The sequence below is a fragment of the Streptomyces gardneri genome (assembly GCF_006539185.1).
Taxonomy (GTDB): Bacteria; Actinomycetota; Actinomycetes; order Streptomycetales; family Streptomycetaceae; genus Streptomyces; species Streptomyces gardneri.
The window spans coordinates 157,920-184,672 of record NZ_BJMN01000020.1 but is presented as its reverse complement, the minus strand read 5'-3'; the positions used below and the strand labels follow the sequence as shown (position 1 = coordinate 184,672).

Sequence of the window (26,753 nt, the reverse complement as noted above, 5' to 3'; positions counted from 1 at the left end):
AGTGCCGAGTCGCTCCGCGGCCAGGGCGCCCGGGTGATCGTCACGGAGATCGACCCGATCTGCGCGCTCCAGGCGGCGATGGACGGCTACCAGGTGGCGACCCTGGAGGACGTGGTGGAGACGGCGGACATCTTCATCACGACCACCGGCAACAAGGACATCATCATGGCGTCCGACATCGCCCGCATGAAGCACCAGGCGATCGTCGGGAACATCGGCCACTTCGACAACGAGATCGACATGGCCGGCCTGGCGCGGATCCCGGGGATCGTGAAGGACGAGGTGAAGCCGCAGGTCCACACGTGGACGTTCGAGGACGGCAAGGTCGTCATCGTCCTCTCGGAAGGCCGCCTCCTCAACCTCGGCAACGCGACGGGCCACCCGTCCTTCGTGATGTCGAACTCCTTCGCGGACCAGACCCTCGCGCAGATCGAGCTGTTCACGAAGCCGGAGGAGTACCCGGTGGACGTCCACACGCTGCCGAAGCACCTGGACGAGAAGGTGGCGCGCCTGCACCTGGACGCCCTGGGCGTACGTCTCACGACGCTCCGCCCCGAGCAGGCGTCGTACATCGGGGTCCCGGTGGAGGGCCCGTACAAGCCGGACCACTACCGCTACTGATGTGTGCGAACGATGACGGGCGCGACCCGTGGCTCCCCGACCGGCTCCTCCGCACGGAGCGGGACCTCTTGATGCCGCTGCTGCGGCGTACGCCCCCGGAGGCGTACGAGCTCCGCACGGCCTGCCCCGGCTGGACGGCCCGGCAGGTCCTCGCCCACTGCGGGGCGGCCCTCGTCCGGATCGTCGAGGACCGCCTGGAGGAGGGCGTGTTCCTGCCGGAGGCGAACGCGTGCGACGTGGCCGAGCGCGAGGGCTGGCCGCTCGGCCGGATCCTCGACGAACTGGAACGCGGCCTGACGGAGGCGGGACCCGTCATCGCCGAGCGCGAGGACGGCCGGCTCGACGCGGTCGCGCTCGGCGAGTGGGTCCACGCCGGAGACGTACGGGAGGCCTTCGGCGAACCCGGCGCGTACTGCGGCGAGAGCCTGGACCTGGCCCTCCCGCTCCTCTCGGTGACGAGCCGCAAACGGGAGACCCCCCGCCTGGTGGGCGTCCTCGCGGACCGCGAGGACCACCCGGTGGCCCTCGGCAACGCGATAGAGGGCCGCCCGGAGGCCCGCTTCCACGGCGACGCGGCGACCCTGATCCGCATCTACGCGGGCCGCCCCCTGGTCCGCACCCGCTACGAACTCACGGGCGCGACGGAACACGAACTCCTCATCTACCGCTAGAGCCCGTGCCGCGGCTGCGGGCCCGCGCCGCACCCTGCGCGGGCCCGCAGACCGAAGGGATCCCCATGTCCACGCTCGACCGGCTCCTGCACGCCCAGGCGTCGGAGCGCCCGGATCACACCGCCGTGGCATACGACGACGAGACGCTCACCTTCCGAGAGCTCCAGGAAGGCGCCACCGTCCTCGCCGCCCACCTCCGCAGCCTCGGCGCCGCCGCCGACACCCGCGTGGGCGTCCACGTCGACCCGTCACTGGAACTGGTGATCGGGGCCTGGGGTGTCGTCTGCTCCGGCGCCGCCTACGTCCCGCTCTCCCCGGAGTACCCCGAGGAGCGCCTCCGCTACATGATCGAGGACAGCGGCGCCCGCATCGTCTTCACGCAGGAACGCTTCAGGGCCCGCGTCGCGGAGCTGGCCCTGCCCGGCACCACCGTCGTCACGCTCAAGGACGCCGTCCAGCACGCCTGGCGCACGGCGGGCGAGGAGCCCCCGGCGTACGACGAGGTCCGGGACCACGACCTCGCCTACGTCATCTACACCTCCGGCTCCACCGGCAGACCCAAGGGCGTCATGATCGAGCACCGCTCGATCGTCGCCCAGATGCGGTGGATGGCCGCCGAGCATCGACTCGGCCCCGGCCACACCGTGTTGCAGAAGACCCCCATGAGCTTCGACGCCGCCCAGTGGGAGATCCTCGCCCCCGCCGTCGGCGCCCGCGTCGCCGTCGGACCGCCCGGCGTCTACCGCGACCCCGAGGCCCTGATCGACACCGTCCGCGCACACGGCGCGACCATGCTCCAGGGCGTGCCCACGCTCCTCCAGGCCCTGGTCGACACGGAGCGCCTCGCCACCTGCACCAGCCTCCGCCGTGTCTACTCCGGCGGCGAGATCCTCTCCCGGAACCTGGCGACGCAGCTCCTCGCCGAGCTCCCGGACGCCGAGCTGATCAACCTCTACGGCCCCACCGAGTGCACGATCAACGCCTCCTCGCACACCGTGGACCGCGCCGCCCTCACGGCCGGCGGCCCGTCCGCGATACCCATCGGCAGACCGGCGTACGACACGACCTTCCACATACGCGACGGCGAGCTGTGCATCGGCGGGATCCAGGTGGCGCGGGGGTACCTGGACCGCCCCGAGCTCACCGCGGACCGGTTCGTCACCACGGACACCGGCGAGCGCCTCTACCGCACCGGCGACCTGGCCCACTGGAACGACGACGGCACCGTCCAGTTCGCGGGCCGCGCCGACAACCAGATCAAGCTGCGCGGCTTCCGCATCGAGCTGGACGAGATCGCCCTCGCGATCGAGAACCACGACTGGGTGAAGAACGCGGCGGTCATCGTCAAGGACGAGCCCCGCACCGGCTTCCAGAACCTCGTCGCCTGCGTCGAGCTCTCCCCGAAGGAAGCCGCCCTGATGGACCAGGGCGACCACGGCGCCCACCACCAGTCCAAGGAGTCCAAGCTCCAGGTCAAGGCCCAGCTCTCCAACGCCGGCACCCGCGACGACGCCGACCTGGCCGGCCGCCCGGCCGTCGCCCTCCCGAGCCGCACCCCGTCCGCCCGTATGCGCCGCACGGTCTTCGCCCGCAAGACGTACCGCTTCTACGAGGGCGGCGAGGTCACCCGCGCCGACGTCCTGGCGGCCCTGGCCCGCCGCCCCGAGGGCATCGGCTCCCGCGCGATCGGCAGCCTCACGGTCGCGGACCTGGGTGAACTCCTCCGCTGGTTCGGCCAGTTCACGAGCGAGGAGCGACTGCTCCCGAAGTACGGCTACGCCTCGCCGGGCGCGCTGTACGCCACCCAGCTGTACGTGGAGGCGCGCGGGATCGCGGGCCTGGACCCGGGCACGTACTACTACCACCCGGTGCGCCACCAGCTGTACCTGACCGGTGAGCTCCCGGCCGCCGGCGACCCGGTGCTCCGCCTCTCCTTCCAGGGCAGGCGCTCGGCCATAGAGCCGGTCTACAGGAACAACATCCAGGAGGTCCTGGAGATCGAGACGGGCCACATGGTGGGCCTCTTCGAGGAGATCCTGCCGGGCCACGGCCTCGACGTACGTCCGACCGGGGACGGCGGCACCTTCGAGGTGGTCCCGTACGACGCGGAGGCACCGGCCGAGGGCCCGGAGGTGGACGTCTACGTCCAGTCGCACGCGGCCGGGATCACGGACCTCCCGTCCGCTCAATACGCCTACGAACACGGCGAATTACGACCCATATCCGCCTCCCTCGTCGAGAAGAAGCACGTGATCGCCATCAACCAGGCGGTCTACGAACGGGCCTCCCTCGGCATCACGGTGATCAGCCGCACGCGCGACACGGCACGCGCGTACATCGACCTGGGCCGCGCGCTCCAGCGGCTCCAACTCGGCGACCACGGCCTCGGTTTCATGTCCTCCGGCTACAGCTCGAAGTCGGGCCACCCGCTCCCCGCGGCCCGCCGCATCGACGAGATCCTCGACGAGGCGGGCCGGCCGACGGGCCCGTCGTACTTCTTCGTCGGGGGCCGGGTCAGCGAGGAGCAGCGGCTCAGCGAGGGCATGTACGAGGACACCGTCCACATGAAGGGCCCGGCGGAGATGATCCGCGACGACCTCGTCCACCACCTGCCGGACTACATGATCCCCAACCGGGTCGTCGTCCTGGACCGGCTGCCGCTCTCCGCGAACGGCAAGGTGGACGCGAAGGCCCTCGGCGAGCTGGCCGTGGTCAACGCCGGCCTGCACGGCCGCCCGCACGTGCGGCCGAGGACGCGTACGGAGAGCCGGCTGGCGGAGATCTGGGCGGCGGCGCTCGGATACGAGGAGGTCGAGGCGGTCTCCGTCCTCGACGACTTCTTCGAGTCGGGCGGCAACTCGCTCATCGCCGTCGCCCTGATCACCCGTATCAACCGCGAGTTCGGCGCCGGGCTCCCCCTCCAGATCCTCTTCGAGTCCCCGACGATCGAGAAGCTCGCCCACCGGGTGGACGGCGCCGCCGCGACCCCCGCCTCCCGGCTCGTACGCCTCCACGCGGCCGGCGCCCAGTCGCCCGTCTACTGCTGGCCGGGCCTCGGCGGCTACACGATGAACCTGCGGCACCTGGCCGAGGAGATCGGCATCGACCGCCCGTTCTACGGCGTGCAGGCCTACGGCATCAACCGGGGGGAGGAGCCGTACGCCACGATCCGCGAGATGGCGGCGGCCGACGTCGCCGCGATCCGCCGCCGTCAGCCCAAGGGCCCTTACACACTGTGGGGTTACTCCTTCGGCGCCCGGGTGGCCTTCGAGTCGGCGCACCTGCTGGAAGCGGCGGGAGAGCAGGTGGAGAACCTCTTCCTCATCGCCCCCGGCTCCCCTAAGGTCCGCTCCTCGGAGACGGGCGGGGCGTCCTACGCGAACCCGGCGTTCGTCACGATCCTCTACTCGGTCTTCGCGGGCGAGATCGACCCGACGGTGACGGCGAAGGACCGCGAGTCCTTCGTCGCCCTGGTCGCGGATCGCCTCCCGGCCCTGGACCCGGAAATCGTCGCGCGGATCGTCGCGATCGTCGAGGAGACCTTCGACTTCACGTACACCTTCAAGGAGCTCACGGAGCGTCAAGTGGCGTGCCCTGTCACGCTCTTCAAGGCAGAAGGCGACGACTACTCCTTCCTGGAGAACACGAAGGGCTGGTCGACGCGCCCGCCGGCGGTGGTCGAGCTGGACGCGGACCACTACAGCCTGCTGCGCCTGCCCGACCTGAAGGAACTCGTCAAGAAGATCCGCTACCGGCTGGGGGAGTAGCGCGCCGCCGCTGCTTCCGGTGGGGGCGGTGCGGGCGTACGAGGCTGTCGAGGGCGCCCACGGCGGCAGGGACGTGCTCCGGTTCGCGGGGCGTCCTCCCGCCCGCGCACCACCAGCCGACCTGCCCGTCCGTTGCACGCGGGTGCATGCCGAAGCCGTGCTCGCCGCACACCGGCCAGGCCTGCCAGAGAAGCTCGACGACGGTCTCCTGCGCGGCGTCGGCGACGGCCGCCAGGGCGCTGACGGGGTCGTCCGACGTACTCGCGTCCAGACAGTTGCCCTGCCACTCGCCGTTGGCGAGGGCCACGTAGAGGTCCTCGCCCCCGTCCCACGAGGGAAGCCCCATGAGCCGCAGGGGCTCCTGGTCCGGCAGGGTCACCGCGAGGTCCCGGTTGACCAGGGCGAGCGCCTCGCCCCACAGCGGGTACTCCCCGGTCTCGACCCGACGGGGAACGGGGGAACCGAAGAAGCCGTTCATGGAGCCCATCCTGCCTCCCCGGTCGCCCGTCGCCCGATCGGGGCCCGTCGCCGTGCGGGGCGGGGGAGGGGCTGGTCTGCTGATCGGGACCCTCTCCCGCCACGCGTACAGGAGCAGCACCATGGCCGTCATCATCACCGTCGAGATCCCCGGTCGTACCCAGGCGGAATACGAAGCGACCCACGCGCAGCTCATCGACGCCGAGTGGTGGCCGCCGCAGGGGTTCATCGCCCACGCGGCCGGGCCCGACGGGACCGGGGGGTGGCGGGTCGTCGACTTCTGGGACTCCGAGGACGACTTCCTCGCCTTCGTGGAGAAGGCGCGGCCGATCTTCGAGCGGACCGGCATGCCGCCGGTACTGCCGAAGGTGCAGGAGGCGGTGAACGTGATCCTCAAGTAGGTGCGGCCGCCGCACCTGGAAAATCCATTGCGGGGCGGGGGAATGGGCGCCAGGCTCGCTCCCATGACCAGTCTTCCTTCCCGCCCCGTCGCGGACCTGTTCTCCGCCGACGGGCGCCTCAAGGCGATCCCGCGCAAGCCCGCGCGCCGCGAAGCGCTCCTCGCGCACCTCGCCGAGACGCTGTTCGAGGCCGACCGTGAGTACCGCGAGCCCGAGGTCAACGAGGCCCTGCTCACCGTGCACGAGGACTTTTCCGCCCTGCGCCGGTACCTCGTGATCGGCGGCTTCCTCGGCCGTACCAAGGACGGCTCGGCCTACCACCGACAGCAGCAGCCCTGCTCCCCCGAAGGCGCGATCCCCGCCGTCGCGTGACGACCGCGGTGGTGGCCGGCCTGCTGGCCGGCTACGGCATCGCGATCCCGGTCGGCGCCGTCGGCGCCCACCTGGTGGCGGTCGCGGCGCGTTCCCCCTGGCGCACGGGGGCGGGCGCGGCGCTCGGCATCGCCGCCGCGGACGGTGTCTACGCCGTGCTCGCGGTCCTCGGGGGCGCGGCCCTCGTCCCCCTCCTCGCCCCCGTGGCGACCCCGCTGCGCTGGGTCTCGGCCGCGGTCCTCGTGATCCTGGCGGCCCACTCGACCCGGGCGGCCGTCCGCGCCTACCGCGCGGGCCCGCAGAGCACCGAGGCCCCGCCCCCGGCTCCCCGGCGCGCGTTCCTCACCTTCCTGGGGATCACGATCCTCAACCCCATGACGATCGTCTACTTCACGGCCCTCGTGCTCGGCGGCCAGACGACGACGGGCGCGACGGAGGCGACGGTCTTCGTCACCGCCGCCTTCGTGGCCTCGGCGAGCTGGCAACTCCTCCTCGCCACCGGCGGCACCCTCCTGGGCCACCTCGTCACCGGCCCCCGAGGCCGCCTGACGACGGCCCTCGCCTCGGGGGTCCTGATCGTGGCCCTGGCGGTGGGGCTGGTGGTCTGACAGGTATCCCGGGACATCTCGGCGGCCGGCACCGCCTTACCCTCAGCGATGATCGGCAGGGACCAGCGGGGGGAAGCTCCTGCGCTGGTCGTCTGGAACGCGGGGGGAAATCATGACGACACAGACACAGACGCAGGCACAGGCACAGACGCAGGCAGAGGCACAGGCACTCGGCGCGGGGCTGCGGCAGCGGCATCTGGCCATGATCGCGATGGGCGGGGCCATCGGCGCCGGGCTCTTCGTGGGCTCCGGGTTCGGGATCGCGGCCGCCGGGCCGGGAATCCTCGTCTCCTACGCCCTCGCCGGCTTCCTGACCGTCCTGGTGATGCGGATGCTCGGCGAGATGTCCGCCGCCCGCCCGGTGACCGGCTCCTTCGCCGAGCACGCGCGGTCGGCCTTCGGGCCGTGGGCCGGGCTCCTCGCCGGGTGGATGTACTGGGCGCTGCTCGTCGTCAGCGTCGCCGCCGAGGCCGTCGGCGCGGCGCACATCGTCGAGGGCTGGGTCCCCGCCGTGCCCGGCTGGGTGTGGGTCGCCGTCTTCATGAGCGTGTTCACCGCGAGCAACCTCGCGGGCGTACGGCACTTCGGCGAGCTGGAGTTCTGGTTCGCCGGCCTCAAGATCGCCGCGATCGTCGGCTTCCTCGTCCTCGGTGCCGTCGTGCTCGCCGGACTGCTGCCCGGGCAGCCCTCGCCCGGCGCCGCCCATCTCACCGGCGACGGGGGTTTCCTCCCGCACGGCTGGTACGGCGTCGCCGTCGGCATGGTCGCGGCCGTGTTCGCCTTCGGCGGCCTGGAGACCGTCACCATCGCCGCCGCCGAGTGCGACGACCCGGCCCGTGCGGTCCGCACCGGCGTGCGGGCCGTCATGTGGCGGGTCGCCGTCTGCTACCTCGGCTCGATGGCCGTGATCGTCGCCCTCGTCCCGTGGAACGACCCCGCCGTCGCCGACGGCCCGTACGCCGCCGTCATGGCCCGCATCGGCGTCCCCGGCGCCGCCGACGTCATGAAGGCCGTCGTCCTCGTCGCGCTCCTGTCCGCGATGAACGCCAACATCTACGGCTCCTCGCGCATGCTGTACGCCCTCGTCGGGCGCGGCGACGCACCCCGCGCGCTGGGCAGGCAGCGGAAGGGGACGGGCGTCCCGTACGCGGCCGTCCTCGCCTCCGCCGCCTTCGGCTTCGTCTCGGTCGTCCTCAGCCTGCTCTGGCCGCGCACGGTCTTCCCGTTCCTGCTGAACTCCATCGGCGCCGCGATCCTCGTCGTCTGGGCGCTGATCGCCGCCTCCCACCTCCGCCTGCACGGCCCGTCCGTGCGGTCGGTGGCGGCCCTCACCGGGATCGGCGGGGTGATGCTCTTCATGCTGGGCGACGAGGCGAGCCGTATCCAGATCCTCACCACGGGCGCGTGGGCGGCCGCCCTGCTGGTGGGGGCCCGGGTCAGGGCCGTCAGGCGCGCGCGTACCGCGCCAGGAACAGATCCACTCCCGAGCTGATCACCCGCGTCAGCTCCGCGTCCTCGATCACCGCGTCGGGCGAGAACGTCCGCACGAGCTGCGGCACCCCCACCGTCACCGCCACGAGCTGCTGCACGGCGAGCTTCGGATCGGGCGCGTCCAGGGTGCCGCGCGCGTGCAGCTCGGTGAACGCCTCGACGAGCGGGCCGTTGTTCATGTCGTAGCTCACGCGGTACCAGAGCTGCCCGAGCTGCGGGAAACGGTCTATCTCGCCGATCACCAGCCGCCGCAGCGACATGATGTCGGGCCGCAGCAGGATCCGCGCCCAGTCCGTGGTCAGCCGGACGAGCGCGGCCCGCAGGTCGGGGGCGTCGGCGATGGTGGAGTTGGACGGCTCCAGATCGGCGTACGTCTTCGGCAGGACACCGCCGATGACGGCGAGGAACAGGCGTTCCTTGCTGCCGAAGTGCTTGTAGATCGTCGCCTTGGAGACCCCGGAACCGCGGGTGATCGCGTCCATGGACGCCGCGGAGTAGCCCTCGGCGAGGAACTCGGCGAGCGCGGCGTCGATGATCGCCTGCCGCTTGCGCGAGGCCGCGTCCGCGGGGTCCGGGATGATCGGGATGCCGTACTCGTCGGTGGCGCCCAGGGCGTCCTGGGTGTCGTTGGTGTCGGCTCCCATGGGCGGTGTCCTTAGCTGTGGTGGCGGAACCGTCAGTATATGAACTGAACGGTTTGGTCTGCAAAGCTCCGCTGAGGCCGTCGGCTACACGAAGAAGCTGTCGTGGCGCTCGCAGAACTCCACCCGCTCGGCATCGCTGAGGTCGGCCAGCTGCGTGATCGCCTCGAAGTACTCCTCGCGGGGCGCGCCGGGGGCGAACAGCATGAGCATCGAGGCCGGCTCGGCTGAGTCGTTGCGGAAGGCGTGCAGGCCGCCGACGGGGACGTAGAGGTGGTCGCCGGAGCGGGCGGTGACCCACTGCTCCCCGTCGAAGAGCCGCACGCTGCCGGAGAGCACGAAGAACGCCTCCGACATCGCCTTGTGGAAGTGCGTGCTCGGACCGCCGGCCTCGGGCCCCATCTCCACGCGGTACAGCCCGTACTCGCCGTCGGTGGAGGTGGACGTGGACAGGTAGTGGTACGCGGTGCCTCCGGGGCCCGGCCCCGAGACGAAGTCGGGCTCGGCGTCGGCGGGCCGGAAGCGGGCGGTGAGCTCGCCCGTCTCGCCGAAGTAGCGGGGGGCGGGGTAGGAGGGGTGCGAGGGGTGGATGAGGGACATGGGAGCTCCTGAGAGAGGAAGTGGCGAAGCGAGGAGGGGCGGGAAGCGAGGAGTGCGGGAATCGGTGCTCGTCAGGCGGCCGTCAGTGCCTCCGCCACGGCCGGGCCCGCCGCCACCCCGATCAGGAAGGCCAGGTTGAACAGCCCGATCGCCGTCCCGTGGCGCGCCTCGGGGAGCCGCCCGGTCGCCGCGCCGGTGAGCAGCCCCTGACCGCCGGCCGTGACGAGCGAACTGGTCGCCGAGCCGATCAGGACCACCGCCGACCAGGGCGCGAACGAGGCCAGGGCGGCCGCCGTCAGGGATCCGGCCGCGAGCAGCAGCCGCATGCGCCGCATGCCCAGAGCCGGAGCCGCGCGGATCAACTGCCAGGACAGCAGGGCGCCCACGAGGGTCGCGATGGAGGCCGCCGCGCCGGTCTCCATGCCGTTCCAGCCGGTGAGGGCGGCGACGCGGCGCGGAGCCGCGTACAGCAGGGCGAAGTTGACGGTGGAGAGCGCCAGCATGAGCCCGGCGGCGGTACGGAAGCCGGGGTCGCGCAGGACGTCGAGGGGGAGCGGCAGGGATCGCGCCGCGGCGGTACGAGGCTGTTGGCGCCCGCCTGCTGGTTCGGGCTCCGGAGCCGTGCGGGCCGCGAGGCGCAGGGCCGGTACGAGGGCGAGCAGGCTGAGGAGCGGGAGCACCAGGGTCGCGCGCCAGCCGAGCGTCCCGGCGACGGCCGCGCCGATGAAGAGGCCCGACGTGCCGCCGACCGCGCTGCCGATCGCGACGAGCCCGGGCGCCCGGCCCGAGCGGTCCCGGCCGGCGATCTGGAAGGCCGCGACGTTCAGACCGGCCGCGCCCGCCGCCTCCAGGGCGCGCCCGGCGACGGCCAGCGGCAGGTTCGGGGCGACGAGGGCGAGGGCCGCGCCCAGGACGAGGACGGCGGCACCGGCCCGGACGGTCCCGGCGGGGCCGCGCCGCCCGCCGGCCGCGGTCAGCAGGGGCGTACCGACCGCCATGCCGATCCCGTACGCGGTCAGCAGCCAGGCCGCCGTCCCCGGGGAGACGGCCAATCCGGTGGCGGCGTCGGACAGCGCCAGGGTCGGCCCGGACACGCCCATGGCGGCGGGCGCGGCGAGCAGCGCGAGGACCGGGCCGCCATGTGACCGCCTGGGGGCGGGGGTTGGGGCCGATGCCGTCTCGGAGCCCGGGCCCGTATGGACGTCCGCAGCCGTATCGGCCCGTGCGGTCGTACAGGTGTCCGTCGTCGTACGGGTGTCCGTCGTCGTACGAGTCTCCGTCGTCGTACGGGTCTCCGTCGTCGTACGGGTCTCCGCCGTCGTACGGGTCTCCGCCTTCGTACGGGGCTCCGCGGTCATATCGGCATCCGCCCCATGAGTCCGCGCGCGAAGTCCTCCTCCGCCTGCCGGAGTTCGGTGTCGGTGTTCATCACGAACGGGCCGCTGCGGGCGATCGGCTCCCCGATGGGCTCGCCCGCGAGGACCAGCACGTCGGCAGCCGTCCCGGGCCCTGCCGCCTCGACGGTGAACCGCTCGCCGTCCCGGGTGAGGACGGCGAGGTGCCCGTCGGGGAGCGTCTCGCCGCCCACCGCGGCGGCGCCCTCCATGACGTACACGGCGGCGTTGTGGCCGACGGGGGCGGTGAACTCCGTGCGGCCGCCGGGTGTGAGGCGGGCGTGGGCGACGAGTACCGGCGTACGGGTGGTGAAGGGGCCGGTCACGCCGTGGCTGCTGCCCGCGAGGACGGTGACGGTGGTGCCGTCCGGGGTGGTGGCCACGGGGAGTTCGGCGGCCTCGGCGGTCTGGCTGAAGGGCGGGAGGCCCTTGAGGCGGGCGGGCAGGTTCACCCAGATCTGGAACATGTGCTGGCGACCGCCCGAGGCGAGGAACTCGGGGGTGGGCAGGGACTCGTGGACGATCCCGGATCCGGCGGTGAGCCACTGGACGCCGCCCGCGCCGACGACCGTGCTGTCGCCGCGGGAGTCGGTGTTCGCGACGGCGCCGTCGAGGACGTACTCGATGGTCTCGAATCCGCGGTGCGGGTGGGCCGGGGCGCCTTTGGCCTCGCCGGGGCCGAGTTCGGTCGGGCCGACCTGGTCGAGCATCAGGAACGGGTCGAGCAGGGGCAGTTCCCCGGTCGGGAACGGGCGGCGGACGGGGAAGCCCGCGCCTTCGAGGGTGTGCGAGGGGCGGACGACGCGGGCGACGGTCCGCGTCGCGGCGGCGCCTGTGGCGGTGCCTGTGGTGGCGGCGGTCGTGGGTGTGGCCATGCGAAGAATGAACTACACCATTCAGTTCACTGTCAAGACTGAACCGTTCCGTTGACAGACTGAACCGATCGGTTTAGCTTCTTTCTCGTCGAGACGCGGCACCCGCCGCACACCTCACCCCCCACCCCGAGGAGCCACCATGTCCACGTCCACGTCCACGTCCACCGTCCTCGCCATCTCCGGCTCGATCCGCACCGACTCGCACAACACCCGACTCCTGCGCGCCGCCCAGAAGTTCAACACCGGCCAGGAGATCGAGATCTACGAAGGCCTGCGCGACATCCCGCCGTACGACCAGGACCTCGACACCCCCGACCGGCGCCCGGCCGCCGTCAACGAGCTCCGCCGGCGGGTCATGGAGGCGGACGGGCTGCTCATCTCCACCCCGGAGTTCAACTACTCCATCCCCGGAGTCCTCAAGAACGCCCTCGACTGGCTGAGCACCGACTGGACCCGCACCGAGGGGCTGCCGATGAACCGCAAGCCCACCGCGATCCTCGGCGCCGCGCCGACCAACTTCGGCACCGTCCGCGCGCAGCTCGCCCTGCGCCAGGTCTTCGTCTGGACGGACAACGACGTCGTGGTGAAGCCGGAGGTGCACGTGTTCCGCTCGCACGAGCGCTTCGACGCCGAGGGCAACCTCACGGACGAGGTCACCATCGAGCTCCTCCAGCTCCTCCTGACCAACCTCCAGTCCAAGATCGACGAGGCGAAGTCGACCCGGTCGTGACCGAGAACGCCACCTCGACCTCGGCCGCGACCGTGACCGCGACCTCGGACGTCCCCGCCACGGTCACGTACGTGGGGACGGCGACCGTCCTGCTCCGGATCGGCGACCTCACCGTCCTCACGGACCCCGCTCTCGATCCGGCCCCCGCCGACTACCCGGCGGCCCGCCCGCTGCACCGCACGGCCGGCCCCGCGCTCACCGCCGACCGGCTGCCACCCGTCGACCTGGTCCTGCTCTCCCACGACCAGCACGCCGACAACCTGGACCGGGCCGGCCGCGAGGCCCTCGGCCGGGCGGCGAGGGTCCTCACCACTCCGGCCGCCGCCGAACGCCTCGGCGGAGCGGCGGAGGGGCTCGCACCCTGGGAGAGCCGCGAGGTCACGGCCGGCGCGACCACCGTCAGGGTCACGGCGACCCCCGCCCGGCACGGCCCCGAGGGCACGGAGCAGGTCACCGGCCCGGTGACGGGCTTCGTCGTCGAGTACGGGGGGAACGGGGAGAGCGGGTCGAAGCGCACGCTCTACGTCTCCGGCGACACCGTCCGTCACGACGCCCTGGCGGAGATCGGCGAGCGCTTCGCGATCGACACCGCCTTCCTCCATCTGGGCGATGCCCACTTCCCGGCCACCGGCGACCTGGCCTTCTCGATGAGCGCCCGGGAAGGCGCCGCCCTGGCCCGCACCCTCGGCGCCCGCACGGTGATCCCGCTCCACTACGACTCCTGGTCCCACTTCACGGAGGACCCGGCCCGCATCGCGGAGGCCTTCGCGGCCCCGGACCTGAAGGGCCGCCTCCGCCGGCTGCGTCCGGGCGTCGCGGAAACGCTCTGATCGCCGGCGTGAACCATGCGATCATCATGCTCAAGTCTCGGCAGGGCGCCGCTACTTGGGGTCCAGCCTCCCCGTCCCGTACGGAGGAGGCCGGACGTGTGTCAGCGGCCCCGCCGGGCCCCGGACGTCAGGGCGACGGCCCCGGCGACCGTTCCCGCGACCGCCAGGACCGCGCCCGTCGCGAGGACTCCCCGCCGGGACCGGTGGGAGAGGACCGACCAGCACGAGCGGGCGGACAGCAGCGAGCCGGCGCTCGCCCAGGAGCCGACGGAGCCGACCGACGCGGCGGAGCCGACCGAGCCGATGGAGAGAAAGGACCCGACGGAGCCGATCGAGAGGGCCGAGCCCACCGATCCGACGGACAGGAACGAGTCCCGCGACCACAGGGACAGGATTGAATTGCACTGATTCGCCATACTTCGATCCTAGGCTCGGACAGCAACCGGACGCCGACCGGTTGCCGACCGATGAGTTTCTCCACGGCCTACGGTCATAGATCACAGACGGCGCGCGACACACGGCGCCGAGAACCGAACACGAGACACCGAGACACCGAGCGATCGAGGATCCGACATGCGCACTCTCATCACCTCCGCCTTCATCTCCCTCGACGGCGTCGTGGAGGGCCCGGGCGGTGAGCCCGGCTACCGGAACTCCGGCTGGACCTTCAAGGACGTCGAGTTCCTCCCCGAGGCCTTCGAGATCAAGGGCCGGGAGCAGAAGGAGGCGAGTGCGATCCTGCTGGGCCGGACCAGCTACGAGGCGTTCAGCCCCGTGTGGCCCGACATGGAGGAGTTCGCGGACTACAAGGTGATGCCGAAGTACGTCGTCTCCACCACGCTCACCGAGGGCGACCTGGTGTCGAACTGGGGCGAGACGACGATCCTGCGCACGCTCGACGAGGTCGCCGCGCTGAAGGAGACCGAGGGCGGCCCGATCATCGTCCACGGCAGCGCCACCCTGAACCAGGCCCTCTCGGACGCCGGTCTGATCGACCGCTACCACCTGCTCGTCTTCCCGCTCCTCCTCGGCGCGGGCAAGCGGCTCTTCAGCACCACCGACAAGGACACCCAGAAGCTGAAGCTCGTCGAGCACGAGGTCTACGCCAACGGTCTGCAGAAGCAGGTCTTCGACGTCGTCCGCTGACGTCGACACCGAGACCGACACCAACACCAACACTGACATCGACACGACGTGACAACGTCAGGAGAAGAGCGCATGGTCCAGCTGTTGCGAGTGCAGAACTTCATGGTGTCGAGCGACGGCTACGGCGCCGGCGAGGGCCAGAGCCTGGAGCGGCCGTTCGGTCACGCGAATCCGGGGGACCTGTTCGCCTGGGCCGGAGCCACGGCGTCCTGGCCCATGCGGACCGATCCCGGGGGGAGCCGCGGCCTCGACGACTACTTCACGCGCGCGTACAGGCTCGATATGGGCGCCGAGATCATGGGCCGCAACAAGTTCGGACCCCTGCGCGGGCCCTGGGCCGACGAGGAGTGGCAGGGGTGGTGGGGCGACGAACCCCCCTTCCACACACCGGTGTTCGTCATGACCCACCACAAGCGTCCGTCGTTCACGCTCTCCGACACCACCTTCCACTTCGTCGACGACGACCCGGCGACGGTCCTCGCCATGGCGCGGGAGGCGGCGCAGGGGAAGGACGTCAGGCTCGGCGGCGGTGCCACCACGATCCGGGAGTTCCTCGACGCGGACCTCGTCGACACCCTGCACGTGGCGGTCTCACCGGTGCGGCTCGGTGCCGGGGTACGGCTCTGGGAATCGCCCGACGAACTGAACGACCGGTTCCACCACGAGACCGTGCCCAGCCCGAGCGGCGGGGTGACGCACCACCTGTTCTGGCGGCGCTGAGAGAAAGCAGCCACAGCCACAGCCACAGCTACGGCTACGCCTTCGGCTTCGGCTTCCAGTCCTGGGCGAGGAGACCCAGCACCACCTCGTCCAGGAACTCGCCCAGCACCCAGGCGGAGGAGCGCAGCACGCCCTCGCGGACGAAGCCGTTGCGCTCGGCGGCGCGCAGCATGGCGGTGTTGTCGGCGAGCGTCTCGATCTGCAGCCGGTGCAGGCCGCGTACGGCGAATCCGTAGGAGCAAAGCGTCGCGACGACGTCGGTGCCGTAGCCCTTGCCGCGGCAGGCGGGCAGCAGCCCGAGACCGAGGTGCGCGGACCGGTGATGGTTGTCGATGCCCCACAGCGTCGCCGTACCGACCAGCGTGCCGCCGTCGAGCTCCACGACGGAGAACGGGACGCGCCACTGCTCGGTGTCGTCCACCACGAGCCGCGGATCCTTCGACCCGGGCGTGATCGGCCGCCACGCCGCGCCTTCGGACCGCGAGCCGTTGACCACGTCGTCGTAGAGCTCGGTCCGCAGGACAGGGATGTCGTCGTCGTGCCGGGCCCGTAGCCCGACCTTGCTACCCCTCAGCATGCGAGCTTCCTATCCGACCGGTCCGGCCGACGGCAACGCAATATCGCCGCGCCCGGCGACGCCCTCGGCATCGCCCCCTAGCCACCGCAGGCGGGCAGGAACTCCAGCCCCTCCGGCGTACCGAAGCGGACGACCGCGAGGTACGCCTCCGGGTAGTCGCACCCCAGGTCGGTCCACTGGAGCGCGAAGACGGTCCAGACGACGAACCCGGCCAGGAGGAACCAACGCCAGCTCTTGGACATGCCGGCCACGTACCCGCCGGCACACCGGAGGAACCGCTTCTACGCGCCGGCTAGTCGCCGGTCGTGCCGTCGAGCAGTTCGCGCAGGATGTCCAAGTGGCCGTTGTGGCGGGCCGTTTCCTCGGTGAGGTGGAGGAGGATCCAGCGCAGGTCGACGTGGAGGCCGCCGCGGACGGGGCGCTTGGCCTGTTCGTCCAGGGCGCTCGCGGCGACCAGTTCGCGGTAGGCGGCGCTCTGTTCGGCGTACTCGTCCAGCAGCTGCGGGAGCGGGAAGTCGACGGCGATGCGCATCTCGCGGTCGGGGTCCTCGTCGGTCCAGGGGCCCCGGTCCTCCTCGCCGAGGAAGACCACCTGGAACCAGTAGTACTCGACCCAGCGCAGGTGGTTGATCAGTCCGCTGAGGGTCATCAGGGGCGAGCCCGGCAGGAGCGCCTTGCGGGCGTTCTCCGCGGAGACGCCCTCGCACTTGGTGCGGGCGGTGTCGCGTGCGTAGTCGAGGAACGTGGTGAGCTGGGTGCGCTCGTCCCACGCGGGCGGTGTGTCGTCGATTCTGGTCATCGCGCGTAGCGTCCCCGATCGCACGGATCGTGTCGAGGCATTTGATTGCGTCTCACGAGCGGAGGACGGCGTCCGCGAGCGCGATCACGACGCCGTCGGGGTTGCAGAAGGAGCCCTCGCTGATGTCGATGTCGAAAGCGAGTGTGACCACGCCGGTGAGGTCCACCGTGACGGTCTGAGGGCGGTTGATCTCCAGCATCACGCTCTTGAGCGGGCGCCCGTCACCGGTGACGGTCAGCTTCCCCGGTTTCGCCAAGCCGTTGTCGTCGAGGCCCGTGGTGAGGGTGAGGCTCTTGTAGCGCTCGTTGAGGCCGTACGCGACGGGGTCCTGGCACGGGTACCGGAGGATGATCGCGTTCTGGTGGGACTTGCCCCCCAGCGTGGCGGTGCTCAGGCCGACAATGTCGGCTCCCCAGTCGCCGAGAGGGGTGAGGTCCTTGAGCGCCACGGTGCCGGTCGGCAGCGGTGGCGGGGCGGGGATCGACCGGGGATCGTCCGCGTCCGTGGTGCTCGTCTCCGGCGACGGCGTCGGCGACGACGATTCCGAGGCGCCGGCGCTGGTGGCAGGGGCCGCGGGCACGGTCACCGTCACCACGACCGGGCGGGCCGTCGGCGAGTTGACCAGGGTCGGCAGGCCGAAGAAGCCCAGCAGGAGCCCCGCCACGGCGGTGAGGGCGGACACGAGTGCCGCGACCTCGCCCAGCCGCCGGGGTCGGGGCGGCGGCTGATCCGGAGCGGCTGCTGCGGGGACCGCCGTCGGCGGCCGGTCCGGCTGACTCGGCTGATCCGGCCGGCTCGGCGGCTGCGCCGGCGGAGGCGGCGCCTCCGGTGGAACCCGGTCATGGGAGGGCGGTAACTCGCTCACAGATGGCCCCTGCTCGTCGACGGAAGGGCATTGAACCCGATCACTGCCCCACACACCAGAGGTCCAGGGCCCGGTCCGGCCCTGATCCGCCGGACGGTCCTAGCGGTCCAGCTGGGACATCCGCTGCCTGTTGTCGTCGTCCGTGGCCTGCTGGCTGGTCGAGATCAGCAGGATCCCGTCGGGGAGCGCCCCGTCCAGGTGGTCGCCGAAGGCGGTGTTGGCCTTGGAGAGGCGGTCAAGGACCGAGTCGAGCACCGGGGCAAGGGCCGCGCCGAGGGAGCCGCTCGCCGTGGCGGTGGCGTGGTGGCCGACGGCCTGGGACAGGGCGGCGACGGTCGTTCCGAGGACCGCGGCGGCGACCTCCCTGAGCTTCCCGGCCGCGAGCCGGTGCTCGGCGTGGTCGACGTGGACGCCCCCGGCGATGGCCCGGCCGGTGTCGGAGGGGAGGCCGTGGGCCCAGCCCCGGCCCGTCCCCGAGCCGCCCGCCACGCCGCCTGCCGCCCCGCCCGCCTGGCCGCCGACGCCCGCCCCGAGGTCGGCGGCGGCGCTTTCGAGGGCGGCCACGGACGGGTCCTTCTCCAGCCGGGCCAGAGTCTGGAGGGTGTGCTCCAGGCACCTGCTGACGACCGCCTGTGCCTGGGCCCGGCACTGGACGGTGGCGCTCCCCACCACGGCTTCGCTCGCGCCGAAGGTCAACGGCCCGGCGGCTGTCGCGGCGACGGTGGTCTCGGCGAGCGAGGCCGCGATCTGCACGATGTTGATCTTCGCAGCGGCGATGTCGGTGGCGATCGCGGCCGCGGCGGCGCCGGACACCTGCGCCGCCGCCGTGATGGCGGCGGCGTGCTGGTCCTTGACCTTGTTCCAGTGCTGCCCCAGCGCGTCCATCGCTTCGCCGCTGCCCGTCGACAGCAGGCGCTGGACGTGCTGGTTCGCGGCCCAGGTGTCGTCCAGGGTGAGGTCGGCGTACGAGCCCAGGCTGTTCGCCGCCGACTGGTAGGCGTCCTCGTCGGCCTCAGGCCATACGAGGAACTGGGTGATCAGGGTCTGAAAAAGGTCAGGTACGTCCATGGCCATTGCGTGAACTCCCCCTCGTCACGCGCGTGTTGGTGGCACGCGCCCCCACGTGTGCCGTTCACCGTCTCACGCGCCCCGGGGCGCCACAAGGACTCCGCGGAGGGCGCGGCTCAGTCGATGTGCACGATCTGGAAGGCCTCGGCCATCCGGCCCGGCGGCAGCCCGCCCGCCGTCGCGTGCTCGCCGAGCCAGTCGCGGAGCAGGCCCGCCAGGTCGTCGAAGTGGGCGGTCTGGGAGGTGTGGATGCGCAGCGCCTGGACCTTGCGGTCGAAGACCGGGGTGACGTCCACGTACTGGTTGGGGGTGGGGCCCGTCATCAGCCACAGCTCGTGGACCGTCCAGGGCTCCAGGCCCTCTTCCTTGAGGAGTTGCGCGTGCGCGAAGGGGTTGCGGGCCTCGGGGTAGATCGCGCGCAGGCAGGCGTCCCCGACCGCGCGGTGGTCGGGGTGGAGGTCGGCGACACGGGCCCAGTTGATCTCGGGGGACGGGATGATGGCCCGCTGCGGCCGTACTTCGCGGATGACCCGGCAGAGATCGCGCCGCAGCTCCACGGAGGCCTCGACGAAGCTGTCGGGGTAGCCGAGGAAGCGGACGTCGGCGACGCCGCTGAGCTTCGCGGAGTGGACCTGCTCGGCGCGGCGCAGATCCGCCATCGCCTGCCGGGGGAGCTGTTCGTCGTAACCGCCGGCGCCGCCGTCCGTGACGATGCAGTACGTGACGCGGGTGCCGCGCTCGATCCACTGCATGACGGTGCCGCTGACGCAGAACTCGATGTCGTCCGGGTGCGCGGCCACGACCAGCAGTGATTCGGGCGCGCCGCGGTCCTTGGCGACTTCCTCCATGTCCCTCATGGGGCCAGCCTGTTGGGGCGGCGGGGGCGTCGCAAGGCCGAGCCGTGGCGTGAACTGGACATGGCACTTACGCGCCATTCAAAAACTTGGTAGATTCAAATCATTGGGTGCGACCAGTGTGAGACGGACAGTGACTCGGAAGCGTGACTTCGGATTTCGGAGGCGACCGCCATGTGCAGGATTCTCGGCACCATCGCCGCGGGGGCGGACCGCCCGGACCCCGCCGAGCTCGCGGCGGTCTCCGCCCGCCAGCGCCACGGCGGCCCCGACGAGCACCATGTGCTCAGCGGGCCCGGCTGGTCGCTCGGCTGCGACCGGCTCGCCGTGACCGACCCGTGCGGCGGGCAGCAGCCCTACCGGCTGCCGCACCTCCCCGGCGTCCTCGCCGTGCTCAACGGCGAGATCTACAACCACGCCGAACTGCGCCGCGCGCTCGCCGCCCGCGGCCACCGCTTCCCCGACCGCTGCGACGGCACCGTGCTCCCCGCGCTCTACGCCGAGTACGGCCCCGCCTTCGCCGAGCACCTCGACGGCATGTTCGCCGTCGCGATCCTCGACCTGCGCCCCGGCTCCACCCGACTCGTCCTCGCCGTCGACGACATGGGCATGAAGCCGGTCTACTTCCACCACGATACGTACGACGGCTCCACCCGATTCGCCTCCGAGATCCCCGCCCTCCTCGCCTTCGAAGGGGTACGGATCTCCCCGCGCGACGACGCCCTCGACACGGTCCTCGCCACCCGCACCTCCTTCTCCACGCACACCGCGCTCGACGGCGTCAGCGTCCTGCCGCCCGGCGCCACCGCCGTCGTACGCCCGGGATCGGCCCCCGTCGTACGGCGCCGGGGCCCCCGGACGCCCGCGGCGCCCCTCGGCGACACCCGGGACACCCAGGACCTCCTCCGCCACGAGGTCCGGCGGCTCGCCCACGCCGAGGTGCCCGTCTGTGCGATCACCAGCGGCGGCCTCGACTCCGGCCTCGTCACCGCGCTCGCCGCCGAACACGCCCGCGAGACCGACGCCCCGCCGCTCCACACCTTCCACCTCACCTACCGGGGCAAGTGGCCGGACTCCGAGGCCGCCCACGCCCGTTCGGTCGCCCGGCGAGCCCGAACCGTCCACCACGAGGTCTCCGTCGACCCCGGCGAGCTCTCCTCTCTCCTCACCAGAACCGTCCGCCACCTCGGCCAGCCCAACGCCGACCCCATCACCCTCTCCACGTACGCGCTCTTCCGCGCGGTCCGCCAGAACGGCTTCACCGTCGCGCTCGCCGGCGACGGCGCCGACGAACTCTTCGGCGGCTACGACCGGATGCGCGCGGCGCTGGCCGCGCCGACCGGATCCGACTGGGCCGGCGCGTACGCGGACGCGCTCTCCGCAGCCCCCCGCCTCCTCCGCGACCACCTCTACACCGCCAACTACCGTGCCCACATCGCCGATCAGGGCTCCGCCGCCGACCGCATCGAGCAGGAACTGCGCTCGGCCGAGGCCGTCGGCGCGGACCGGCTCACCGCGATGACGGCCTTCGAGACGCGCTGGCGGCTCCCCGCGTACCACCTGCGGCGCGTCGACCACCTCTCCATGGCCTGGGCCGTCGAGGCCCGCATGCCCTTCTGCCAGCCGTCCGTCGTGGCCCACGCCCGCGCCCTGCCGGCGGGAGCGCGGACGGGCAAGCGGACGCTGTACGAGGCCGGGGCCGAGCTGCTGCCGGCAGGGGTCCTCCGCCGCCCCAAGCAGCCCTTCACGCTCCCCCTCGCGGCGATGCTCGCCCCCGGCAGCCCGCTCCTCGACACCGTCCGCGACCTGCTCTCGCCGGCCAGGCTGGTCCTCGGCGGCAAGGTCCGCGCCGACCGGGTCCAGAAACTCCTGACCCGCCAGCTCGAACGCCCCTCGCACCACGACGCCTTGGCCCTCTGGGGCCTCGCCGTCCACGAACTGTGGACGGAGGTCGTACAGGGCATGCGAATCCCGGTGGGCTGTGCAGCCTGATCCCCCGGGACCTCCCCGTCCCGAACCCGCCCTGGGTGCCGAGCACCCGGGTCCGGCACTTGGCCCCGCACCCGGCGGTGCCGCCGTGGGCCCTCGCCCTTCCCGTGTGCCCACCCGTTCCGCCCCGGCGGAACGAATGCCCACAACGGCGGACCACGGGGGCCGCCGCATGGGTGACGGGAACTGCCCAGCGGGCAACAGGGTCCGCTCCGCAGGCGACAGGCTCCGTCCCGCACCCGGCCGGGTCCGGTCGGCGGGCGTCGTCCGTGCCACCGTCGTCCGGGCCGAGGACGCCCCCGGGCCCACCCTCGTCGTGCGGCTCGACCAGCTGCCCGTCGGGGCGCTCGCGCTCGGTGGCGAGCTGGCGCGGTTGCGCCACGCGCTCTCCGGGACGGCGTACGCCGGGCTCGACAAGATCGCCCTGTACGGTCCCGCCACCCGCGCAGGGCACACCCTCGACTACCGCTTCGTGCAGGCCCTCCCCGACGGCGGTTTCGACTTCCGGGCCGGCTGCGGTCATTCCCTCCTGGCCGCCGTCGTCGCCGACGGCCACCCCGCGGCCGTCACCGTCCGTGCCGTGACCACCGGCGACACCGTTCTGTGTGAGCCGTACGGCGACGCGTACACCCTGAGTTTCCTCAAGGCCCCGACCGCCCCCGGCACCCTCCCCACCGGCCGCCCCGTCGACGTCCTCGGCGGGGTGCCCGTCTCCCTCGTGCGGTACGGCAACCCGTACGTCTTCGTCGATGCCCGCCACCTCCCCGAGACCGAGGACGAGGACGACCTCCGGGACCGGCTCCTCGCCCTCCGCGCCGAGGCCGCCCGGATCCTCGGCCATCCGCCCCGCTCCGCCCTCCCCAAGATCGCCGCCTTCGCCGAGGGCCCCGAGGGGCTCTCCGTCCGGGCCCTGACCGTCGGCGGCTGGCACCCCCGGCTCGCGCTCACCGGCGCCGCCGCCCTCGCCGCCGCCGGCGCGCTCGACGGCACCGTCGTCCCCGCACCGACCGGCCCCGTCCGCACCCCCGGCGGCACCGTGACCGTCTCCGCCGCGGCCGACCGCGTCCGGGTCCACCACAAGCGCGCGAAGGTCCTCGGCGGCCTCGAACTGCCGTGGCGTATCCACGCAACGGCGTGAACGCGCACCCCTCTCACCGGGCCCACGGTGTCCTTTCTCTGCCACGCTGAAATGGACCGGCAATCGGTATCCGTGGGGAGAGCAGACACACATGAAATTCGAGAATCTGCGTGTCGTCGTGACCGGAGCGTCCCGCTATTTCGGTCGCGCGCTCGCCGTCGGATTCGCGCACCTCGGCGCCGAGGTCTACGTCTCGGCGCGGACCGTCGAAGCCGCCGAACGCACCCGCACCGAAGTCATGGGCTCGGCCCGTGACCGTATCCACGCCTTCGGCTGCGACCTGAGCAGGCCCGCCGAGATCCGGGAGTTCGCCGCCCGCGTCGGCGAACGCACCGACCGCGTCGACCTGTTGGTCAACAACGGCGCGCGCTGGCTCGACGGCATGGACCTGGAGGCCGCCAGCGACGCCGAGATCGTCGAGACGATCGAGTCGACGGCCGGCGGCACGGTCCTGATGGTGAAGCACTTCCTGCCGCTGCTGCGCGGCTCGCTCCGCCCCGACATCGTCAACATGGTCGCCGTCCGCGACGCCGAGGGCGCCTCCGCGGCGACCGCCGGCGCCGCCCACGAGGCCTTCTGGGCGGCGAAGAGCGCGCAGGCCGGATTCGCCGACATCCTCTCGCGCCGGCTGCGGCCCTCCGGGGTCCGCGTCTTCTCGCTCTTTCCGCCGGACTTCTCGACCTCGGATCCGCGATTCGCGGAATGGGACGGATCGAATCCGGACGGAATAGCGCCCGACGAGAAGCTGACCACCCAGGCCCTTTTCGAATGCATCGTCTACGCCGTCGAGCAGCCGCGCGACTGCTTCATCCGTTCCTTCCACTTCGAGCCCCGCTGACCCGCGACCCGCCGCCCCGCTCACTTCGCTGAAGCCCACCGCACCACAGCGTCAAGGAGGTCCCATGAGCACCCCCGTCTGGATCACCGCGACCCCTCCCGCCACCCACGGCGAACTCCACATCGGTCACCTCGCCGGGCCGTACGTCGCCGCCGACGTCCTCACCCGCTATCTGCGGGCCGAGGGGGAGGCGGTCCGGTTCACCACCGGCACCGCCGACCACGCCAGCTCCGTCGAGGTCCGCGCGCTGCGCCACAACCGCAAGCCCGAGGAGGTCGCGGAGGGTTACCGCGCCGCGATCACCGCCGACTGGCTGCGCTCGGGCGTCGAGTTCGACCACATCGTGCGCCCACGGCGCGACAAGGGCTACGGACGCTGGGTGCAGGACCTCTTCAGCAGACTCTTCGCCCAAGGGGTCATCGCCCCGCGCACCCGTCTGCTGCCCTACTGCGAGCCCTGCGACCGCTGGCTGTACGGGGCGCACGCCACCGGCAGCTGCCCGCACTGCGGCGCGGACAGCGACGGCGGGATGTGCCACGAGTGCGCCCGCCCCAACGACGGCGGCGACCTCATCTCGGCGCGCTGCGCGGTCTGCGACACCCCGGCGGTCGCGCGCCGCTGCCGCCGGCTGTACGTGCCCCTGGAGCCGTTCCGGGAGACGCTCGCCGAGTACTGGGCGACGGCCGGGCTCCCGCCCCGGCTCGCCGCCCTGTGCGAGTCGCTCGTGGAGGACGGGCTGCCGGACATCGCCGTCGGCCACCCCGCGGAGTGGGGCCTGCCGGTGCCGGTCGACGGTTTCCCCGAGCACCGGATCGACGGCTGCTTCGAGGCCGCCGCGATGCACCTCTTCGGCTACGACACCAAGGGCCCGCTGCCCCGTCGCGCCATCCACTTCTGCGGCTTCGGGCACTCGTTCTGCCACGCGGTGCTCCTGCCGGTGCTGCTGCTCGCGCAGGACGTCAAGCTGCCGCAGGACTTCAACGTCAACGAGTCGTACGTCATCGAGGAAGGCGTCCAGGAGGGCAACGTCTGGGCGCTCGACCTCCTCACCGAGTACGGCTCCGACACCCTGCGCCGGCACGTCCTCCAGGCCCGCCCGCTGGGCCGCCGGACCGTCTTCCACCGGGAGCGGCTCGCGGCCGCCCGCCGGGAGCTGGACGAGAGCTGGAACAGCTGGCTCGCGCGGCTCTTCGCCTCCGTACGGGAGGAGTGCGGCGGTCGCGCGCCGCAGGCGCTGCCCGGCGGCACGGGCTGGGAGATCCTGGAGCGGCGGCTCCACCGGGGCGTGGACGATCTGCGCGAGGCGTACGGCCCGGACGCCTTCGACCCGCGCCGGGCGGTCGCCGTCCTCGACGAGATGGTCCGCTCGGTGGCCGACTTCGGTCATGTCAACGCCCACGAGCGGTGCCGGCCCAGCACCTCCTGCCGTCATCTTCCGGCGCTGGCGGCGCAGTTGGCGGTGGCGTCGGCGCTCTCCGCGTGGGCGCGGCCGGTGATGCCGGAGGGTGCGGACCGGCTCGCGGCGGCGCTTCAGGTGGAGGCGGGCCGGTCGGTCGACTGGCACGCGCTGACGGGCCCCCTCCCGGGGACCCGGCTGGCGCCGCCGTCCGGCCCGGTCTTCGGATTCTGATCGCACCGGCCGTCTTCATCAGCTCTACTACTAAGCAACTAAGTACTCCAGTACCTCGCTGTAGGGGTACCGCAGCACCTCGGTGCCCCGACACGTCAGTGCCCGGTACGCATGCTCGTCCCCTCCCTGCCGCGTGACCGTGCGCGCGAGCGACGCGCGGGGATACGTGGCCCCCACTCCACAGGAGCCCCACGTGTCCCTGCGCGTCGCCATGCTCAGCGTCCACACCTCCCCGCTTCACCAGCCCGGGACGGGGGACGCCGGCGGCATGAACGTCTACATGGTCGAACTCTCCCGGGCCCTCGCCGAACTGGGCGTGGAGGTCGATCTGTTCACCCGCTGCCGGGGCGAGGGCCTGCCCCCGCTCGTCGAGCTCGCCCCGGGGGTCCGGGTCCGCCATCTGTACGCCGGGCCGCGCGGGCCGCTGCCCAAGGAGGCCATGCCGGACCTGGTCGTGCCCTTCTCGCTGGCCCTGCTGAAGGAGGACCGGCGCTACGACCTGGTCCACTCGCACTACTGGCTCTCGGGCCAGGCGGGCCGGATCGCCTCGGTCGGCTGGCGCGTCCCGCTCGTGCACACCGCCCACACCCTGGCCCGGGTGAAGAACGCCTCGCTCGCCGAGGGCGACACCCCCGAGCCCGAGCTCCGCGTCCGCGGCGAGCTCCAGGTCGTCGGCTCCGCCGACCGGCTGATCGCCAACACCGCCGACGAGGCGGAGGCGCTGCGCGCGCTCTACGGGGCGGCGGAGGAGCGGACCGAGGTCGTGCGCCCCGGGGTCGACCTGCGGACCTTCCGCCCCGCCGGGGGCACCTCGCGAGCCGAGGGCGCCGAGGGCTCCGGGGGAGCCAAGGCCGCGGCCCGGGCCCGGCTCGGACTGCCCGCCGACGCCTTCGTCCCGCTCTACGCGGGCCGCATACAGCCCCTGAAGGGCCCGGACGTGCTGGTACGGGCCGTCGCCGAGCTGCTGCGCCAGGAGCCGGGGCTGCGCCGCCGTCTCCTGGTGCCGGTGGTGGGCGGTCACTCGGGCGCGAGCCGTGAGGGGACGGCCTGGAAGCTGGCGGGGGAGCTGGGCGTCACCGACGTGCTGCGGGCCTGCCCTCCCGTACCGCAGGAGGAGCTGGCGGACTGGTACCGGGCGGCGGACGTGCTGGTGGTGCCCTCGCGCAGCGAGTCCTTCGGTCTTGTGGCCCTGGAGGCGCAGGCCTGTGGGACCCCGGTGCTCGCGGCGGCGGTGGGCGGACTGCCGACCGCGGTGCGGGACGGGGTGACGGGGCTGCTGGTGCACGGCCACGACCCGGTGGAGTACGCGCGGCGGCTGCGGTGGCTCGCGGCGCACCCGGAGGAGGTGCGGGCGATGGGGGAGGCGGCGGTCCGCCACGCGCGCGGGATGAGCTGGCGCGCCTCCGCCGGCCGGACCGTCGAGGTGTACCGGGAGGCGCTTGCGGAGGGGTCGGTCCGGGGCCCGGGTCGAGGGCCGGACGGAGGGGTGGGGCAGGGGCGGCGGCACGCCCCTGCCCCGGCGGCCTCTCTCTCCTGGAGGAACGAGAAGGCCGTGGCTCAAGTCTAGCACCTCTTTTGGTTCAACCAAAGATATGGAGAGCTCCGGATGCTGCAATTCCGTTGCTGAGAAGGCGTATTGACGCATCCACGC

28 protein-coding genes are annotated in these 26,753 nt (G+C 72.4%); 16 read left to right on the top strand and 12 right to left on the bottom strand.

The genetic code is table 11. The features are described 5' to 3' along the window. The 3 genes from SGA01_RS16615 to SGA01_RS16605 form a co-directional block, all read left to right on the top strand. Window positions 1-621 (top strand): adenosylhomocysteinase (locus SGA01_RS16615; protein ID WP_141297274.1); only part of this gene is annotated, 621 nt, incomplete at its 5' end. Further along, window positions 621-1,292: a maleylpyruvate isomerase family mycothiol-dependent enzyme gene (locus SGA01_RS16610; RefSeq protein ID WP_141297273.1), complete on the top strand. Its 672-nt coding sequence runs from the start codon at window positions 621-623 to the stop codon at window positions 1,290-1,292. The genes SGA01_RS16615 and SGA01_RS16610, both read left to right, overlap by 1 nt. Window positions 1,293-1,357: 65 nt before the next feature. Beyond that, window positions 1,358-5,059 (top strand): non-ribosomal peptide synthetase family protein, encoded by a 3,702-nt coding sequence (locus SGA01_RS16605; RefSeq protein ID WP_141297272.1) that lies wholly within the window; start codon window positions 1,358-1,360, stop codon window positions 5,057-5,059. On the opposite strand, the gene SGA01_RS16600 is transcribed toward SGA01_RS16605, so the two are convergent. Beyond that, window positions 5,028-5,537 (bottom strand): hypothetical protein, encoded by a 510-nt coding sequence (locus SGA01_RS16600; protein ID WP_141297271.1) that lies wholly within the window; start codon window positions 5,535-5,537, stop codon window positions 5,028-5,030. The genes SGA01_RS16605 and SGA01_RS16600 overlap by 32 nt on opposite strands. 121 nt (window positions 5,538-5,658) lie before the next feature. Between SGA01_RS16600 and SGA01_RS16595 the strand changes: the two genes are divergently transcribed. The 4 genes from SGA01_RS16595 to SGA01_RS16580 all read left to right on the top strand — a co-directional run bounded on the left by SGA01_RS16595 (window position 5,659) and on the right by SGA01_RS16580 (window position 8,409). After that, complete coding sequence (locus SGA01_RS16595) at window positions 5,659-5,937, top strand: hypothetical protein (protein WP_141297270.1); 279 nt, start codon at window positions 5,659-5,661, stop codon at window positions 5,935-5,937. 63 nt (window positions 5,938-6,000) lie between these two features. Then, window positions 6,001-6,309 carry a DUF2087 domain-containing protein gene (locus SGA01_RS16590; RefSeq protein WP_141297269.1) on the top strand — a complete coding sequence of 103 codons (309 nt, stop codon included), beginning with the start codon at window positions 6,001-6,003 and terminating at the stop codon, window positions 6,307-6,309. Further along, on the top strand, window positions 6,306-6,917 hold the full coding sequence (locus SGA01_RS16585; RefSeq protein ID WP_141297268.1) for a LysE/ArgO family amino acid transporter: 612 nt from the start codon (window positions 6,306-6,308) through the stop codon (window positions 6,915-6,917). Before SGA01_RS16590 ends, SGA01_RS16585 begins: the two co-directional genes overlap by 4 nt. 112 nt (window positions 6,918-7,029) lie before the next feature. Further along, window positions 7,030-8,409 (top strand): amino acid permease, encoded by a 1,380-nt coding sequence (locus SGA01_RS16580; protein WP_141297267.1) that lies wholly within the window; start codon window positions 7,030-7,032, stop codon window positions 8,407-8,409. On the opposite strand, the gene SGA01_RS16575 is transcribed toward SGA01_RS16580, so the two are convergent. The 4 genes from SGA01_RS16575 to SGA01_RS16560 all read right to left on the bottom strand — a co-directional run bounded on the left by SGA01_RS16575 (window position 8,363) and on the right by SGA01_RS16560 (window position 11,918). Then, window positions 8,363-9,052 (bottom strand): TetR/AcrR family transcriptional regulator, encoded by a 690-nt coding sequence (locus SGA01_RS16575; protein ID WP_141297266.1) that lies wholly within the window; start codon window positions 9,050-9,052, stop codon window positions 8,363-8,365. The two genes, SGA01_RS16580 and SGA01_RS16575, sit on opposite strands and share 47 nt — an antisense overlap. An 84-nt stretch (window positions 9,053-9,136) precedes the next feature. Then, window positions 9,137-9,649, bottom strand: a complete 513-nt coding sequence (locus SGA01_RS16570) for a cupin domain-containing protein (protein ID WP_141297265.1) — start codon at window positions 9,647-9,649, stop codon at window positions 9,137-9,139. A gap of 71 nt (window positions 9,650-9,720) precedes the next feature. After that, window positions 9,721-11,007 (bottom strand): MFS transporter, encoded by a 1,287-nt coding sequence (locus tag SGA01_RS16565; RefSeq protein WP_141297264.1) that lies wholly within the window; start codon window positions 11,005-11,007, stop codon window positions 9,721-9,723. Beyond that, window positions 11,004-11,918: a pirin family protein gene (locus SGA01_RS16560; RefSeq protein WP_141297263.1), complete on the bottom strand. Its 915-nt coding sequence runs from the start codon at window positions 11,916-11,918 to the stop codon at window positions 11,004-11,006. The genes SGA01_RS16565 and SGA01_RS16560 overlap by 4 nt, the downstream gene beginning before the upstream one ends. 139 nt (window positions 11,919-12,057) lie before the next feature. Between SGA01_RS16560 and SGA01_RS16555 the strand changes: the two genes are divergently transcribed. Next, window positions 12,058-12,648: an NADPH-dependent FMN reductase gene (locus SGA01_RS16555; RefSeq protein WP_141297262.1), complete on the top strand. Its 591-nt coding sequence runs from the start codon at window positions 12,058-12,060 to the stop codon at window positions 12,646-12,648. Next, window positions 12,645-13,478: an MBL fold metallo-hydrolase gene (locus SGA01_RS16550; protein WP_141297261.1), complete on the top strand. Its 834-nt coding sequence runs from the start codon at window positions 12,645-12,647 to the stop codon at window positions 13,476-13,478. The genes SGA01_RS16555 and SGA01_RS16550 overlap by 4 nt, the downstream gene beginning before the upstream one ends. Window positions 13,479-13,579: 101 nt before the next feature. Here the strand turns inward: SGA01_RS16550 and SGA01_RS16545 are convergent, their stop codons facing one another. After that, window positions 13,580-13,894 (bottom strand): hypothetical protein, encoded by a 315-nt coding sequence (locus SGA01_RS16545; RefSeq protein WP_141297260.1) that lies wholly within the window; start codon window positions 13,892-13,894, stop codon window positions 13,580-13,582. Window positions 13,895-14,051: 157 nt separating this feature from the next. Here SGA01_RS16545 and SGA01_RS16540 point away from each other — a divergent pair, with 157 nt between their 5' ends. Together SGA01_RS16540 and SGA01_RS16535 are read left to right on the top strand one after the other, a co-directional pair. Continuing rightward, on the top strand, window positions 14,052-14,624 hold the full coding sequence (locus SGA01_RS16540; protein ID WP_141297259.1) for a dihydrofolate reductase family protein: 573 nt from the start codon (window positions 14,052-14,054) through the stop codon (window positions 14,622-14,624). Window positions 14,625-14,696: 72 nt separating this feature from the next. Next, window positions 14,697-15,344 carry a dihydrofolate reductase family protein gene (locus SGA01_RS16535; RefSeq protein WP_141297258.1) on the top strand — a complete coding sequence of 216 codons (648 nt, stop codon included), beginning with the start codon at window positions 14,697-14,699 and terminating at the stop codon, window positions 15,342-15,344. A 34-nt stretch (window positions 15,345-15,378) separates the two neighbouring features. Here SGA01_RS16535 and SGA01_RS16530 read toward each other — a convergent pair whose 3' ends face one another. The 6 genes from SGA01_RS16530 to SGA01_RS16510 form a co-directional block, all read right to left on the bottom strand. Beyond that, window positions 15,379-15,921, bottom strand: coding sequence for a GNAT family N-acetyltransferase (locus tag SGA01_RS16530; protein ID WP_141297257.1), 543 nt, complete (start codon window positions 15,919-15,921; stop codon window positions 15,379-15,381). A 77-nt stretch (window positions 15,922-15,998) separates the two neighbouring features. Next, the gene (locus SGA01_RS41085) at window positions 15,999-16,163 is read right to left on the bottom strand and encodes a hypothetical protein (RefSeq protein ID WP_167534118.1); all 165 of its coding nucleotides are present in this window, start codon (window positions 16,161-16,163) and stop codon (window positions 15,999-16,001) included. A gap of 50 nt (window positions 16,164-16,213) precedes the next feature. Beyond that, on the bottom strand, window positions 16,214-16,720 hold the full coding sequence (locus tag SGA01_RS16525) for a DinB family protein (protein ID WP_141297256.1): 507 nt from the start codon (window positions 16,718-16,720) through the stop codon (window positions 16,214-16,216). A gap of 52 nt (window positions 16,721-16,772) precedes the next feature. Next, on the bottom strand, window positions 16,773-17,402 hold the full coding sequence (locus SGA01_RS16520) for a hypothetical protein (RefSeq protein ID WP_141297255.1): 630 nt from the start codon (window positions 17,400-17,402) through the stop codon (window positions 16,773-16,775). A 282-nt stretch (window positions 17,403-17,684) separates the two neighbouring features. Continuing rightward, window positions 17,685-18,653: a WXG100-like domain-containing protein gene (locus SGA01_RS16515; protein WP_141297254.1), complete on the bottom strand. Its 969-nt coding sequence runs from the start codon at window positions 18,651-18,653 to the stop codon at window positions 17,685-17,687. Window positions 18,654-18,769: 116 nt separating this feature from the next. Beyond that, window positions 18,770-19,510, bottom strand: coding sequence for a PIG-L deacetylase family protein (locus tag SGA01_RS16510; protein WP_055642088.1), 741 nt, complete (start codon window positions 19,508-19,510; stop codon window positions 18,770-18,772). Window positions 19,511-19,681: 171 nt separating this feature from the next. Between SGA01_RS16510 and asnB the strand changes: the two genes are divergently transcribed. The 5 genes from asnB to mshA all read left to right on the top strand — a co-directional run bounded on the left by asnB (window position 19,682) and on the right by mshA (window position 26,669). After that, a complete protein-coding gene (gene asnB / locus SGA01_RS16505; protein WP_141297253.1) occupies window positions 19,682-21,499 on the top strand; it encodes an asparagine synthase (glutamine-hydrolyzing) in 1,818 nt (605 codons plus the stop codon). 169 nt (window positions 21,500-21,668) lie between these two features. Next, window positions 21,669-22,634 carry a 2-methylaconitate cis-trans isomerase PrpF family protein gene (locus SGA01_RS16500; RefSeq protein WP_167534117.1) on the top strand — a complete coding sequence of 322 codons (966 nt, stop codon included), beginning with the start codon at window positions 21,669-21,671 and terminating at the stop codon, window positions 22,632-22,634. 91 nt (window positions 22,635-22,725) lie between these two features. Continuing rightward, on the top strand, window positions 22,726-23,472 hold the full coding sequence (locus tag SGA01_RS16495; protein WP_086832434.1) for an SDR family oxidoreductase: 747 nt from the start codon (window positions 22,726-22,728) through the stop codon (window positions 23,470-23,472). 64 nt (window positions 23,473-23,536) lie between these two features. After that, the gene (locus SGA01_RS16490) at window positions 23,537-25,102 is read left to right on the top strand and encodes a class I tRNA ligase family protein (RefSeq protein ID WP_141297251.1); all 1,566 of its coding nucleotides are present in this window, start codon (window positions 23,537-23,539) and stop codon (window positions 25,100-25,102) included. Window positions 25,103-25,313: 211 nt separating this feature from the next. After that, a complete protein-coding gene (gene mshA / locus SGA01_RS16485; protein ID WP_141297286.1) occupies window positions 25,314-26,669 on the top strand; it encodes a D-inositol-3-phosphate glycosyltransferase in 1,356 nt (451 codons plus the stop codon). Window positions 26,670-26,753 lie beyond the last annotated feature (84 nt).